Origin of the sequence: Citreicoccus inhibens (assembly GCF_019039035.1) — a bacterium.
Lineage (GTDB): Bacteria > Myxococcota > Myxococcia > Myxococcales > Myxococcaceae > Citreicoccus > Citreicoccus inhibens.
On record NZ_JAHNZT010000019.1, the window covers coordinates 58,040 to 71,745 of the forward strand.

The following is a 13,706-nucleotide window of genomic DNA, read 5'->3' on the forward strand; positions in this document are numbered from 1 at the left end:
GTCTCCCTCCGGAAACCCGCGCGCGCGTCACGACAGGATGGCGAGCAGCCGCGTGAGGGACACCTCGGTCTTGGCATCCGCGATGTCTCCGCGCCGGCAGGCCTCCAACACCTCGTGGAGGGGTCGCCACCGCAGATGGGTCCCTTCCTCTAGAGGAGAGCCGTCGCCTTCCGGCTCGCCCGCCGGCACGCCCGTCACGTCCACCGCCGCCGGGAAGACCTTCTCGGACAAGATGCCCGGCGCGAGGAAGAACGCGCCGCCCAACAACTGGATGTCCTCGGGGCGCACCGCGTAGCCCGCCTCCTCCCGGACCTCCTCCGACGCACGGCGTCGCAATCCCTCCTCCCCCTTGTCTTCGGGCTCGAGCAGGCCCGCGACAATCTCCTCCACGCGCAGATAGCTCACCCCGTCGGGGACCGTCATGGAGGCGGTCTGCTCCCGCCGGAAGTACGCGGCGGGGCGCAGGTTCATCCGCGTGAGGACCTCCAGCCCCCCGGTGTCACCGCGCCGGTAGACCAGCACCGACACGGCATCCAGCCGCGGGCGGTCCACCACGTCCACCCGATACACCGGGGAGGAGGACCCATCCGCGCGCCGGTTGCGGCAGCGCAGCCGCCGCACTCGCAGGAAGCCCTCGTCGCAGCGCGCCGTGGATGAGAAATCCTCGATGATCTCGATATCAGTCACATTGGAACTACTGGGCCGCATGTCTGCCTGCTCCCGAAATTGATGCGATGTGGCGGGGTGTCATGGCGGCGTTGCTTGCCCATGCCCCCATGATCCCGTACCTTGCGCCGTCTTCTAGCGGTCACTCCCCCGAAATCGCCTTACGGATCCGTATCGAATGCGTCGCGCACTGCTCGGCCTTTTCTGCGCCCTGGCCACCGCCTCGTGCATGCCGGTGTTGGAGGGACAGGACTACCACCTCGAAGGTCAGGAGGTGCGCCTGACCATCCTGCATACCTCTGACATCCACTCCCGCATCATCCCGTACGACTTCACGCCCCTGAAGACGGACCAGGACCTGGGCCTCGTCCCGGAGGCCGGTCCGTTCGGCGGCGCGGCGCGCATGGCGGGTATCCTCAAGCGAGAGCGCACCAAGGGCGACCGCATCCTCCACCTGGACTCGGGCGACTGCTTCCAGGGCGCGCCCATCTTCAACGTGAACACGGGCGAGGTGGAGTTCCGCTTCCTGTCCCGGATGCACGCGGACGCGGCCGTGGTGGGCAACCACGAGTTCGACGCGGGCGCGCTGAACTTCGTCCAGAAGGCGCGGGACTTCGCCACCTTCCCGCTGCTCGCCGCCAACTACAAGTGGGATGACTGGAAGCAGTTGGACAACAACCAGGCTGAGCTCGTCACCTCGCCCTACACCCTCAAGGTGATCAAGGGCGTGCGCGTGGGCGTCATCGGCATGGCGAACATCTCCTCGCTCAACTCCATCGTCGAGGGTGGCAACAGCCTGCAAGCCACCCCGCTGGAGCAGAACGAGGCGGCGCGCGCCTATGTGGAGCTGCTGCGCCCCGTCACGGACCTCCTGGTGGTGGTCAGCCACCTGGGCCTCACCGAGGACCAGGACCTCATCCAGGGCTACGAGGCCTATTACGAGTACGGGAAGATCACGAACTTCCTCGAGCGCCCCACCGACAAGTGGACCGTGCTCGAGTGGTTCGGCCCGGAAGGTGACCCCAAGTCGGTGGTGCGCGTGCACATCCCCGGCGTCAGCGGCCTGGACGTGGTGCTCGGCGGCCACCTGCACGTGGTGCTCAACCCGCCCCAGCTCATCGCGGACCCGAGCGGCCGCAAGGTCGTCCTGTCGCACTCGGGCGCGTTCGCCAAGTACGTGGGCCGCCTGGACCTGGTCGTGAAGATGCCGGAAGTGCTCGGCCAGGGCGAGGGCGCCGAGGTCATCAGCGAGGACTACCAGGTGTTCCCCCTGGACGCGCTCTGGTGCAACGAGGCCATGCGCAAGTACCGCTTCGATCCGCGCATCTTCTGGGAGGCCGGCAAGTTCATCCAGGCCCCCGGCGTGCGCGAGGCCATCGAGCAGTGCCGTCAGAAGGAGGACGCGGAGACCACGGACCTGCTGGTGCCCTACATCCTGGGCATGGACTTCAACCTCCAGCTCACGTCCATCTTCTCCTACGCCCCCAAGGACGTGCAGCGCCGCAACACCTCCACGGGCGGTGACTCGCCGCTGGGCAACATCGCCGCGGACTCCATGCGCAAGCGCAAGCGCGTGGAGGCGGAGGTCGCGCTCACCAACTCGCTGGGCATCCGCGACAACTTGTATGCAGGCGTGGTGACCCAGGAGGCGATGTTCAACGTGTTCCCGTTCGAGAACACCATCAACATCATGTACCTCTCCGGTCTGGAGATGCAGGAGATGTTCGACTTCGTCGCCGAGCGCTCCTCCGAGCGCGGCTGCGTCAGCCAGGCGCAGATCTCCGGCGCGAAGTTCACCATGGACTGCGCCCAGGTGCAGCTCAACGACCTGCGCATCCCCTGCTCCCAGTGCCCCGCCGACAACCGCGAAGGCCATGCCCCGTGGCAGTGTCTGGAGGACGTGAACGGCGCGCGCTGCTGGGCGCACCCGGCCACGGACATCCAGATCAACGGCAAGGCGCTGGACCCCAACGGCACGTACCGCGTCGCGGTGAACGACTACATCGCCAAGGGCGGCTCGGGCTTCACGGTGCTCAAGCGCAACACCACGCGCCAGGAGACGGGCATCAGCCTGCGCGACTCGCTCATCGGGTACATGCAGAACTTCTGCACGTGCGATGACATCAACGCCGGCCACGCGACGCGCGGCGGCGTGGATGGCGCCCAGCCGTGCGGCTCGCTCGTCAACGGCGTGTGGACCGTGGATGACGCGACCAAGGCGAGCTGCCGCAGGATGCAGGACTTCGAGGACGAGCTGAGTGTGCGCGTGGGGAGCTGCTCTTGCGGCGACCTGCTCAAGCGCGGCTACGATCCCAAGGGCTGCGGCGCGGAGAACGTCACCACGCCGGAGCAGGCGCAGCAGGCCTGCATGAGCGGCAAGAAGGTGGGCTCGTGCACCTGCGGCGAGCTCCAGGGTCGCGACTACAATCCCTCGGGCTGCAACGCGCCGGACATTGGCACGGTGGAGCTGGCCAAGGCCGCTTGCACCACCTCCCCTGGCCCCTACACCGGCCGGTGCACGTGCCGGGATGTGCTGGCGGGCAACAACCCCACCTGCGGAAACGTGACGCTGCAGCTGCGTAACTTCTGCGAGAACCCGACCGCGATGCCCCTCGCGAACGCTCTGGATGACGGCCGCATTGGCCGGAGGGTGAAGTAATGAAGCGCCTGCTCCTCTTGTCGGCCCTGGTGGCGACGGGCTGTGTCACGAAGGACTCCGTCCAGCCCTCGGGCGTGTCCTCCTTCCGGGTGACCGTGAAGGGCATCACCACCCCGAGCGGCACCAAGAACATCGTGCTGCCCGTGGTGTCCTCGTGCAGCGCGCGGTTCAACGGTGAGGACAAGGTCCCCAACGAGGTGCGCGGCACGGCGGACTGCGCCTATGTCATGCCCAGCACCCCGGTGGACATCGCGCTGGGCATCGTCGCGATGGACGGCTCGGGCCAGCCCCTCACCACCTTCAATGGCCCCGTGTCGTTCCGCGTGGTGCCGGGCGATCTCTCCGGTGACTACACCACGCGCTGGACGCAGCTCACCAACGGTGAGGGCACGGGCTCGGTCCGCGCCTCGCACGTCTATGGTGAGGTCCGCGTGTGGGTGCAGGACGAGCCCCCCGAGGTGAAGTACTGGGACGGTGGCATCGAGGGTGACGTCTCGCAGCTCCCGAAGGAGCCCGAGAAGCGCACCTACGCCACGGGCCTGTCCGTGCCCATCCAGTTCCAGGAGCCCACCATCGCGGCCGTGCAGATTCCGCAGGGCGGCGAGCAGGAGTCCGCCTTCCAGGGCAGCTTCCTGCGCATCGGGCGCAACCCCGAGGCAGGCCCCGCCCTCACCCAGAACTGCGACGCGTCCGACCCGAACAACGGCAAGCCCGTCACGCTGCTCGTCACGGGGCTCGACCCCAGCGGCTTCTTCGTCACGGACATGACGGCGTGCCGCGTGAAGGAGAACAGCATCGCGAGCAACACCGTCCCCACGCCCGAGCCGGATGGCTTCACCCCCGGCCGGTTCAACAGCATGTTCGTCTACAACTACTCCTTCCCGGAGGGGTTGGATCAGGGCGACCTGCTGTGGACGCTCTCGGGCTCGGTGCAGGAGTTCACCTCGACCACGCAGCTCACCTTCCCCGCGTGGAGCATCCGCGAGAAGGTCCGCCTGCTGCCGCAGGCCGAGTGGAACAAGTACCTGAGCCAGGTGCCGCCCACGGTCATCTCCGGCCGGCTGTGTGGCTTTGGCGCGTCCCCGTCGGTGAACGACGCGCTGTGCGGCTACGTCTACAAGTCCTTCAAGATGGAGAGCCTGGAGTCCTCCCTCGTGAAGCTGCCGCGCGTGAAGTTCCCCACCAAGTTCGTGAGCTGCGATGGCAACGGCAACAACACCCTGCCCCGCTTCTGCTCCAACACCGGCACCGGCACGTGGACGACCTGCTTCGGTGACAACCCGGCGGATCCAGACGGCGCCGAGCGCCAGTGCCTCATCGACTGCACCCTCGGCGTGGGCCAGTACGCCAACACCGTCTGCACCGAGAAGTCGAACTACGATGGATTCTCGCAGTTCGTGGTGGAGATGAACCCGTCCGGCCCCGCCGCCGCGGGGTTGGATGACTCGGTGCCGGGCCGCATCCAGAAGATCGCGGTGAAGGCCACGCCCACCAGCCTCACGCGCAGCCTGGATCCCGACACGCACGTCACCGTCTGGTGCGACCAGCCGACGCGCGTGCGCTTCGGCGGGGACACCGTGACGGCGAGCGCCACGGACACGCTCGTCGCGCCGAACACGCTCTTCAAGTACAAGCTCGGGAGCGAGGAGACGATGGCGTCCCTCCTCCGCGACGCAACGGCCACCGCCGACGGGATGTGCCAGGTGACGCCCAACATGCGCTCGCGCATCCTGCTCATCACCAAGGACGCGGTGCCGGAGCTGGTGCCCAACTGCAGCGAGACGGACCCCAATCCTGACCGCGCGCAGCAGTGCGCCTACCTGCACGCCGCCTCGTTCGATGTCGTGGGTCACCTGCGCCACATCGGCGCGGCGCGTCCCCGGTGGGCGGTGATTCCGCGGGACCAGGACGACATGTGCTGCTACCCCGGCCCGAACATGCAGTGCCCGCGGCCCATCAAGCCGTGCCCGTAGTGATTCATCTTTGAGAAGCAACGCACCCCGCTGACGCGGGGTACAGGGAAGAGCGGCCCTCCCGGGGGCCGTGTCCGTGGAGGGACATTGAAAACGCTGCAGACCCTGGCCCTGATGGGCCTGACAGGCCTTTCCGCGCCCGCCTGGGCCGGTGATTTCGTGGACACCCGCCTGTCGTTCGTCTTCGCGGATGACAACATTCTGGCGGGCGCTGGCGAGACGACGCCCAGCAGTCCGGCCGCGCGCTTCGGCGCCGGCAACCAGAACACGCAGTTCTACGACAACTTCAACACCAAGTTCTCGGGCTTCGAGACCCTGTCGAACCTGGTGTTGTACAAGCGGATGCCGGCCTTCTTCGAGGGGCTGACCACCGAGGCGGCGCTGACGCTGCTGGTGTTGGAGAAGCCGTCGGGCGGCGTCGACCTGCGCGACAACTCCAGCTACATCCGGCTCAACTACACGCCGTCCGGCTGGGGTGAGAAGGAAGGCATCAGCCTCACCGGCTTCCCGGTGTCCGCGGACCGCTTCCGTCTGGGGTACGCGTACCGCATCTCGTGGGGCGGCAGCGGCATCTTCACCAACCGCTCGGCCAACTCGGGCGCGCCGGGTGCCAAGCTCCAGATTACCCGCGACCGTTGGTACGCCTACGTGGGCGGCAAGACGTCGCTGGTGCTCAACGACCTCATCCTGGAGCAGGAGACGCTCTACGGCGTGATGGCCGGCGCGGGCTGGGACATCCTGGACACCCTGCGCGTCGAGGGTGGCTGGGGCTACTTCCAGAAGGGCATCGTTCCGGGCCTCGCCAACCAGGGCATCGAGGCGGCGGTGAACGCCACGGGCGCGTCCGCGCAGATCGTCTACCACGTGGGCGTCCCCGTGGGCACGAGCGTGGACTTCAAGCTCTACAAGAACGACCCGGAAATCTATCAGCGCTTCTTCGCGCCGGAGCAGTACCCGGGCGGCCTGTCCTACTCCGTGTCGCTCGAGGGCAGCTACCTCTCGCAGACGCTGCAGGATCCGGACAAGTTCGGCGCCACGAAGCCGCAGGGCGCCACGGCCATGGCCCTGCAAGCGCGCGCGAAGTTCGACTTCCTGCGCCTCAACGTGCTCGGCCTGTACCGCAGCCTGTCCTTCATCCAGTTCGAGGTGCCGGGTCTGCCGCCCTTCCAGAACTTCCCGAAGGGCACGGAGCTGAAGCCGGAGATGTTCGTCGCGGTGGGCGCGGACTACCACCTGCCCACGCTGCACCTGACGCCAGGCATCATCCTCGGCGTGCAGCAGCCGGCCTCGTACCGCAGCCCGGACTCGACGCTGGGTGGCAACAACCCGCCGGCGGGCCTGACGGGCACGCGCACGGTGGTGGTGCGCGACGTGAACCAGCTGAGCATCCTCCCCACCACGTGCGACAAGAACAAGACGAAGCCGTGCGAGGCGGAGCCCATCTTCTCCGCCAAGGCGACGTTCCGCTGGGACCTGTCTGAGTCCGTGGCCGCGGTCGGCGAGGTCTACTACACGTACGACACGAACCGGACGACCTTCAAGGACGACGTCACGGGCGTGGCGCAGCCGAACTTCGAGAAGCCGCACGCGCTCGGCTTCAACACGCTGCTCCAGTCGCGCTTCTAGCCTCGGGAGTTCAGCGGTACTCGCGGCCCGGCGCCTTCACTGGCGTCGGGCCGCGGTCGTTTCAGCGCCCCGCAGGGACTCAGGCGGACGTCATCCGCACGACTTCGTCGAACGCGGTGAGGCCCTGGGCCAGCTTGCGCACGGCCGCCTCGCGCAGGGTGCGCATGCCGGTGCGCCGCGCGGACTCCACCAGTCGCTCGTAGGGCGCGTCCCGCGCGATGAGCTCCCGCAGCTCGCGGCCCGCGGTGACAATCTCGAAGACGCCCGTGCGCCCCACGTAGCCCGTGTTGCGGCAGCGCACGCACCCGGCGCCTTGGAGCAGGCGCACGCCACCGGGCAGCAGCGGCAACGGCGCTTGGAGGGCGAGCAGTTCGTCCGGCGTGAGCGTGGCCTCCTGCGCGCAATGGCCGCACACACGGCGCAAGAGCCGCTGGGCCATGACGCCAAGCAGGCACTGCGCCAGGAGGAAGGACGGCACGCCCAAGTCGCGCATGCGCGCCACGGCGCCCAGCGCGTCATTGGTGTGCAAGGTGGACAGCACGAGGTGGCCGGTGAGCGCGGACTGGATGGCGTTCTCCGCCGTCTCCGCGTCGCGAATCTCACCCACCATGATGACGTCCGGGTCCTGCCGCAGGATGTGGCGCAGGGCCCCGGCGAAGTCGAGCCCCAGCTTGGGTTGGACCTGCACCTGGTTGAAGGCGTCCCACACCATTTCGATGGGGTCCTCCACCGTGACGACGTTGATGTCCGGCCCCGCCAGCGCCTTGAGCGCCGAGTAGAGCGTCGTCGTCTTGCCGCTGCCCGTGGGGCCCGTCACCAGGATGAGGCCGTGGGGTTGATCAATCCACGACTCGAACGAGCCCTTCTCGTCTGGCTCGAAGCCGAGCTGGGCGATGTCCTGCACCAGCGTCTCGGGGTCGAAGATGCGGATGACGACCTTCTCGCCGAAGGCCGTGGGCAGCGTGGAGACGCGCAGCTCCACCTCGCGCCCGTCTCGCTCCGTCTTGATGCGACCGTCCTGAGGCCGGCGCTTCTCGGAGATGTCGATGCGCGAGAGCATCTTCACGCGCGACACGATGGGGGCGTGCACCTGCACCGGCAGCGTGTAGACGGGGTGCAGCACCCCGTCGATGCGCAGCCGCACCACGCTGGTGGCGCGCTTGGGCTCGATGTGGATATCCGAGGCGCGGTTGTCGTACGCGTAGCGCAGCAGGTAGTCCACCGCCTGCACCACGGGCTTGTCCGAGGCCTCCAGCTCCTGCGTGCCGCTGAGCGACACGAGCTGCTCGAAGTTGCCCAGCTGCACCTGCGCGCCGCTGAAGTCGTCCGCCGCGCGCGCCAGCGTCTTCTTGAAGCCGTAGATGTCCGCGATGGACTTGAGGATGTCCAGCTTGGAGGACAGCACCGGCTCCACCGGCACGCCCGTCAGCCGCTGGAAGCTCTCGAACAGCTCGCGGTCGAACGGGTTGGCCACGGCCACGCGCAGCCGCCCCTGCTCGGTCCGCTCCAGGGGCAGCAGCACGTGCTTCTGTGCGTACGGACGCGACACCGTCCGGGTGGCCAGCGCCATGTCCAGCTTCAGCGGGTCAATCTTCCGGTACGCGATGCCCGAGGCGCGCGCCGCCGCCTCGGTGATGCGGTCTTCATCGAGCACCGTCCTGCCGCCGGGGAGCGGAATCTGGAACGCCGCGATCACCTCCACGGGCGACACGTCGTAGCGCGCCGCCTCCTTCCCCTGCCCCGCATGCGCCTTCAGCACGCGCGCGCGCGCCGCCGGCTCGCGGGCGAGGACCTCCTGCGCCTGCTCGGGCCGAAGCAGCTCCTGCGCGACGAGCGCCTCCAACACGAACATCGTGGTGAAGTCTGCGCGCGTGCGCACGGGTGCTCCGCCCCCTGGCATCATGACTTGCGCCCCGGCCGCCTCCGGCTCATGAGCAACATGACGCCGAGGCCAATCACGAACGCCGCCGAGGTGGGCGCGCTCTGGCAACCACACCCGCTCGGGCTGGTGGTGCCGCCCGTGCCCGCGTCCGTGACGACCGGCGGCGGAGTGCCCGCGTCATTGCACAGCGTGCACGTGCCCGCGTCAGGCTTCGCGCGCGGATCAAAGCAACGGCCCCCGAGGCCACACTGCGTGCCGTTGGGGCAGTCCTTGGTCGTGCGGCACGTGGGGATGCAGGCCGGGCTCGTGTCATAGGGGCTGCACTGCAACTGCGACGCACACGTGCTGCCCTCGCAGTCGCGCAGGCAGAAGCGCTCACCGCGCGTGCCCGCCGTATGGCACGTGGTGCCCGCCGGGCAGGAGCATGCCTCCAGCGAGCACGGCGACGCGCAGACGCCCAGGGTCGTATCGTTCAGTCGCAGACACACCTGATTGGTGCCGCACTCGGAATCCTGTCCGCACGGGTCGCCAATCTGACGGCCCGTGGCCTGCTCCACCACGCAGACGCGGTCGCACACGCGGCACACCGACGACACCGAGGTCGCGGCGCACTCCGAATTGGTCGAGCACGCCGGCACGCACACGCTGCCCTCGCCCAGCGGCGCGCACGCATAGCCATCGCGGCAGTCACCCGTGCCCGGACGGCACTGCTGCGCGCACATCTTGCCCTTGGCTGACCCCGTCTCGATGCACTGCGAGTTGGCCGGGCAGTCCTTGGACGTCGTGCAGCCCTCGGTGCAGTAGCCGCCCGTCCACGAGGTGGGGAACGACGGGTACGCCGTGCCGGCCTCGATGCACTGGCTGCGCGCCGAGCCGCACTCGCCCGCCGTCTTGCCAGTGCAAGGCTGGCCCACCTTCGTCACGGCGTCCGGCAGGGCCGGCAGACACGCATTGGCGCTGCCGGACACCAGCGTGGAGGCGCGGCACACGTAGGGGTCGGGGCACTCGCCCGGCGTCGCGCCGGTGCAGGCCTTGGCGCAGACCTTGATGGCGTTGCCCGTCGTGGTGGACGTGGTGGACACGCACGTCAGGCCATTCGTGCAGGTGGTGGTGCAGGGCGAGCCCACCGCGCCCTCCTGCGGATAGAGCTGGCAGAGGGCGCCGCGGTCATACGTGCTGAGGGTCCGCTTGCTCACGCCCGGCCCAGGCGGCAGGAAGGCCATGACCGGATCCGAGTCCAGCGAGTAGATGGACGCGATTCCCAGACAGTGCCCCATCTCGCGCAGCACATGCGAGCGCAGGTCCATGAAGCCCGCGGGCGTCGCCGGCAGCGTGGTCCACCGGTAGTCCACCGCGTTGAGGAAGATGTCGCACTGATAGACATAACCACCGTACGTCAGCGGCACGGCGGTGGCGGCGCTCTGTCCCTGCGCGAGCGCGCCCACGTAGTTGGGGTTCGTCTTGTCCGTGACGAAGATGGCCGCGATGCTGAAGCGATCCTGCCGCTCCTCCACGTTCGGGACGTTGGCCGCGGTGGCCCGCCCGGCGTACTTGAACGCGGGCCAGGCACAGTCCACGTCTTCCCAGGTCTGGAGCGCGGCCTTCACCGCGGTCTCCACCTCGGTCAGGTCAATGCCCGCGGGCTTCGGCGTGCGCCCGTCGATGTAATACGCGAAGGGGTCCTGGCTGTTCCCCAGCACCTGGAAGTCCAGGTACTTGTAGTCACCCGAGCCCTGCGCCATCGCCGTGGCGGCCATCAGACACAGCCCCAGGACCAGCGCCCCCCGCTGCATTCCACGACTCATCTCGCACCTCTCCGCATCGCATCGCGCAGGGGCACAGGAGTGCCCGCAGCGTCACCGAGCGGACAGTCTACCCGCGAATGGCCAGGACCGCGGCATCCACGAGCGACTCAGGAGTGGGCCGCTCCGCCACGGCGGCGACGGGAATCTCCAGACGCTCCAACGCCCCCGCCGTGGTGGGGCCAATCGCCACCACCTTGGCCCCCGCGAGGCGCTCGCGGCCCGCGGCCTCCAGGAAGGCCTCCGCGGTGCGCGGCGAGGCAAACAACACCACCTGCGGCGGCGCCGCATCCAGCGTGGACAGCGCGTCCTCGGACAGGAGCGCGGGCGAGGAGCGATAGGCCGTCACGCGCGTGACGCGCACGCCCTGCTCTCGCAGCGCGTCCTCCAGTTCGCGGCGGCCCGCTTCCGCGGCGGGCAGCAGGACCTCGTCCTCGGGGAGCAGCCCGTCACGCATCGCCGTGAAGAGCGCGAGGCCCGTGCCCTCCACCGGCTCCAGCGTCACCGTGAGCCCATAGGACTCCAGCGTGCGCGCGGTGCGCGGGCCCACGGCCGCGAGCTTCACGCGAGACAGCCAGCCCACCGTGCCCGCTTCCCGCAAGGCATCCATGAGCGCGTCCACCGCCGACGGGCTCGCGAACACCACCCAGCCATAGCGCTGGATGTGCTCGGCCGCCGACGCGAGCGGCCGAGGGTCCTCGGGCGGCTGCAGTTCGAGGAGCGGCACGCTGGACACCTCCGCGCCCTCGTCCTCCAGCAGGAAGCACAGCTCCTCGGCCCGCTCGCGCGGGCGCGTCACCAAGACTCGAATGCCTTCCAGTCGCCGTTCCACGCGGGCGCACTCTAGGGCGTCGGAGCGGCCGAGCGGCGGGCGAAATCGCGCAGGATGCTCGCCGCGCCCCGCGCCAGCAGGTCGTCCGCCAAGGCTTCACCCAGCGTCTCGGCGTCGGCCGCATCGCCGCGCACCTCGCCGCGGATGACGAGCGTGCCATCCGGCCGCCCCACCAGCCCGCGCAGGTGCACGCGCTCGCCGGACACCGTGGCATGGCCCGCCAGCGGCACGGTGCACCCGCCCTCCAGCTTCGCCAGCAACGCGCGCTCCGCCCGCACGGCGATGCGCGTGGTGGCATCCTCCAGCGGCGCCAGCAGCGAGCGCACCGTCGCCGCGTCCTCGCGGCACTGGATGGCCAGCACGCCCTGCCCCACCGCGGGCAGGCTCTCCTCCACGGACAGCACCTCGCTGATGACGTGCTCCAGGCCCAGGCGCTTGAGGCCCGCGAACGCCAGCAGCGCCCCCGACAGCCCCATCTCCTTCGTGCGCTGCAAGCGCGTCTGCACGTTGCCGCGCACCGAGACGATCTCCACGTCCGGCCGCCGCGCGCGCAGGATGCAACTGCGCCGCAAGGACGAGGTGCCCACGCGGGCCCCGGAGGGCAGCGAGCCCACCGTGACTCCCGCCGGCGCACAGAACGCGTCGCGAGGGTCCTCTCGCACGGGTACCGCGGCCAGGATGAGCCCGTCGGGGAACTCCGACGTCATGTCCTTGAGGCTGTGCACCGCCAGGTCCGCGCGACCGTCGAGCAGCGCCTGCTCGATCTCCTTCACGAACAGGCCCTTGCCGCCCACCGCCGACAACGGCGCGGACAGGAAGCGATCGCCCGCGGTGGTCATCTCCACGAGCGAGACCTCCAGCCCCGGGTGCCGAGCCGTGAGCAGCGAGGCCACGTGCCGGGCCTGCCAGAGCGCCAGCGGGCTCTGCCGGGTCGCGATTCGCAAGGACGTCATCGCCGCCCTCCCGAGACCGCCTGCGCCGCCGGCGACGTGCCTGGGACCGCCGCCCCGGACTCCTCCGTCAGACCGAACAGCTCCGCGGCGGCGCCCGCCAACCGATTCCCATCACCTTCCGGCCCCACGGCGCGCAGCCGCGCGGTGGGCTCATGCAACAGCTTGTTCACGATCGCCCGCCCCATGGCCTCGATGCTCTTCTTCTGCTTGTCGGTGAGGTCGTCGCCGAGCGCGGCCAGCGTGCGCTCCACCTCCGCGCGGGCAATGCCCTCCGCGCGCTGACGCAGCCGCGCCAGCACCGGCATGCCGTCACGCAACGCGCGATCCTTCGCGAAGCGCGCGACCTCCTGCGCCACCAGCCCACCGGCCTTGTGCGCCTCCTCGGCGCGCGCCGCGGCGTTCTCGGCGACGAACTTCTGGATGTCATCCACGTCGTAGGCGTGCACCCAGTCCAGTGAACCCACCTCGGGGTCAATGTCTCGCGGCACGGCCAGGTCCACCATGAACAGAGGCCGTCCCTTGCGCCCCTTGCCGAGCGCTCCCACGTTGTCGCGCGTGAACAACGGCACCTGCGACGCGGTGCTCGTCACCACCACGTCCGCGGCGGACACCAGCGAGAGCAGCTCCTCGAACGGACGGGCCACGCCCGCCACCTCGCCCGCGAGCGCCTCGGCGCGCGACAGCGTCCGGTTGGTGATCCACAGCCGCCCCGCGCCCGCCTGCCGCAGGTGCCTCGCGGCCAGCTCGCCCATCTCGCCCGCGCCCACCACGAGCACGGTCTTGTCGCGAAGGCCGTCGAACACCTTGCTCGCCAGTTGCACCGCGGCGGAGGCCATGGACGTGGCCGCTCGGCCAATGGCCGTCTCCGTGCGCACGCGCTTGGCGCAACTGAAGGCCGCCGCGCACACCCGCGTCATCTCTCCGCGCACCGCGCCCGCGCCCTGGCCGCGCTCGAACGAGTCCTTGAGCTGTCCCAGGATCTGCGCCTCGCCCAGCACCATGGAGTCCAGGCTGGAGGCCACGCGGAACAGATGCACCAGCGCCGCCTCGCCCTCGTGCTCATACAGGTGCTCCAGCGCCTCGGCGCCGCCCAGCTCCCGCAGCTCCGCGTGGACGCGCTCACGCCCGAGCCGCGCGGTGGGCGCCGCCAGATACACCTCCACCCGATTGCAGGTGGAGACCCAAAGCGCCTCCACGGGCGCCTGCGCCAGCCGCTGAAGGACCTCCAGCTGCTGGGGCTCCGGCAGGGCCAGCCGCTCGCGGATGGCCAGGGGCGCCGAGCGGTGGGACAAGCCAATGCAAATCAGTTCCAT

9 protein-coding genes are annotated in these 13,706 nt (G+C 69.4%); 3 read left to right on the plus strand and 6 right to left on the minus strand.

Translation table 11 applies throughout. The features are described 5' to 3' along the window. Window positions 1-27: 27 nt before the first annotated feature. Window positions 28-708, minus strand: a complete 681-nt coding sequence (locus KRR26_RS21765) for an NUDIX hydrolase (protein ID WP_120201039.1) — start codon at window positions 706-708, stop codon at window positions 28-30. Between the two features lie 136 nt (window positions 709-844). Here KRR26_RS21765 and KRR26_RS21770 point away from each other — a divergent pair, with 136 nt between their 5' ends. From KRR26_RS21770 to KRR26_RS21780, 3 genes are all read left to right on the plus strand, one after another. Continuing rightward, a complete protein-coding gene (locus tag KRR26_RS21770) occupies window positions 845-3,325 on the plus strand; it encodes a bifunctional metallophosphatase/5'-nucleotidase (RefSeq protein WP_120201040.1) in 2,481 nt (826 codons plus the stop codon). After that, window positions 3,325-5,298, plus strand: a complete 1,974-nt coding sequence (locus tag KRR26_RS21775) for a single stranded DNA-binding domain-containing protein (protein ID WP_120201042.1) — start codon at window positions 3,325-3,327, stop codon at window positions 5,296-5,298. Before KRR26_RS21770 ends, KRR26_RS21775 begins: the two co-directional genes overlap by 1 nt. An 87-nt stretch (window positions 5,299-5,385) precedes the next feature. Further along, complete coding sequence (locus KRR26_RS21780) at window positions 5,386-6,924, plus strand: hypothetical protein (protein ID WP_199723633.1); 1,539 nt, start codon at window positions 5,386-5,388, stop codon at window positions 6,922-6,924. 79 nt (window positions 6,925-7,003) lie between these two features. On the opposite strand, the gene KRR26_RS21785 is transcribed toward KRR26_RS21780, so the two are convergent. The 5 genes from KRR26_RS21785 to hemA all read right to left on the minus strand — a co-directional run bounded on the left by KRR26_RS21785 (window position 7,004) and on the right by hemA (window position 13,706). Continuing rightward, complete coding sequence (locus KRR26_RS21785) at window positions 7,004-8,827, minus strand: GspE/PulE family protein (RefSeq protein WP_120201044.1); 1,824 nt, start codon at window positions 8,825-8,827, stop codon at window positions 7,004-7,006. After that, entirely contained in the window at window positions 8,824-10,611 is a 1,788-nt protein-coding gene (locus KRR26_RS21790; RefSeq protein ID WP_147422840.1) for an MYXO-CTERM sorting domain-containing protein, read from the minus strand. Before KRR26_RS21790 ends, KRR26_RS21785 begins: the two co-directional genes overlap by 4 nt. Before the next feature lie 67 nt (window positions 10,612-10,678). Then, window positions 10,679-11,440 carry a uroporphyrinogen-III synthase gene (locus KRR26_RS21795; RefSeq protein WP_217080710.1) on the minus strand — a complete coding sequence of 254 codons (762 nt, stop codon included), beginning with the start codon at window positions 11,438-11,440 and terminating at the stop codon, window positions 10,679-10,681. An 11-nt stretch (window positions 11,441-11,451) separates the two neighbouring features. Next, window positions 11,452-12,393 carry a hydroxymethylbilane synthase gene (hemC, locus tag KRR26_RS21800; protein ID WP_120201050.1) on the minus strand — a complete coding sequence of 314 codons (942 nt, stop codon included), beginning with the start codon at window positions 12,391-12,393 and terminating at the stop codon, window positions 11,452-11,454. After that, window positions 12,390-13,706 (minus strand): glutamyl-tRNA reductase, encoded by a 1,317-nt coding sequence (hemA, locus tag KRR26_RS21805; RefSeq protein WP_217080711.1) that lies wholly within the window; start codon window positions 13,704-13,706, stop codon window positions 12,390-12,392. The genes hemC and hemA overlap by 4 nt, the downstream gene beginning before the upstream one ends.

Bases quoted from the DNA above. Each gene is read 5' to 3' on its own strand.
- KRR26_RS21765 (WP_120201039.1), bottom strand. From the start codon at position 708: ATGCGGCCCAGTAGTTCCAATGTGACTGATATCGAGATCATCGAGGAT.
- KRR26_RS21770 (WP_120201040.1), top strand. From the start codon at position 845: ATGCGTCGCGCACTGCTCGGCCTTTTCTGCGCCCTGGCCACCGCCTCG.
- KRR26_RS21775 (WP_120201042.1), top strand. From the start codon at position 3,325: ATGAAGCGCCTGCTCCTCTTGTCGGCCCTGGTGGCGACGGGCTGTGTC.
- KRR26_RS21785 (WP_120201044.1), bottom strand. From the start codon at position 8,827: ATGATGCCAGGGGGCGGAGCACCCGTGCGCACGCGCGCAGACTTCACC.
- KRR26_RS21790 (WP_147422840.1), bottom strand. From the start codon at position 10,611: ATGAGTCGTGGAATGCAGCGGGGGGCGCTGGTCCTGGGGCTGTGTCTG.
- hemC (WP_120201050.1), bottom strand. From the start codon at position 12,393: ATGACGTCCTTGCGAATCGCGACCCGGCAGAGCCCGCTGGCGCTCTGG.
- hemA (WP_217080711.1), bottom strand. From the start codon at position 13,706: ATGGAACTGATTTGCATTGGCTTGTCCCACCGCTCGGCGCCCCTGGCC.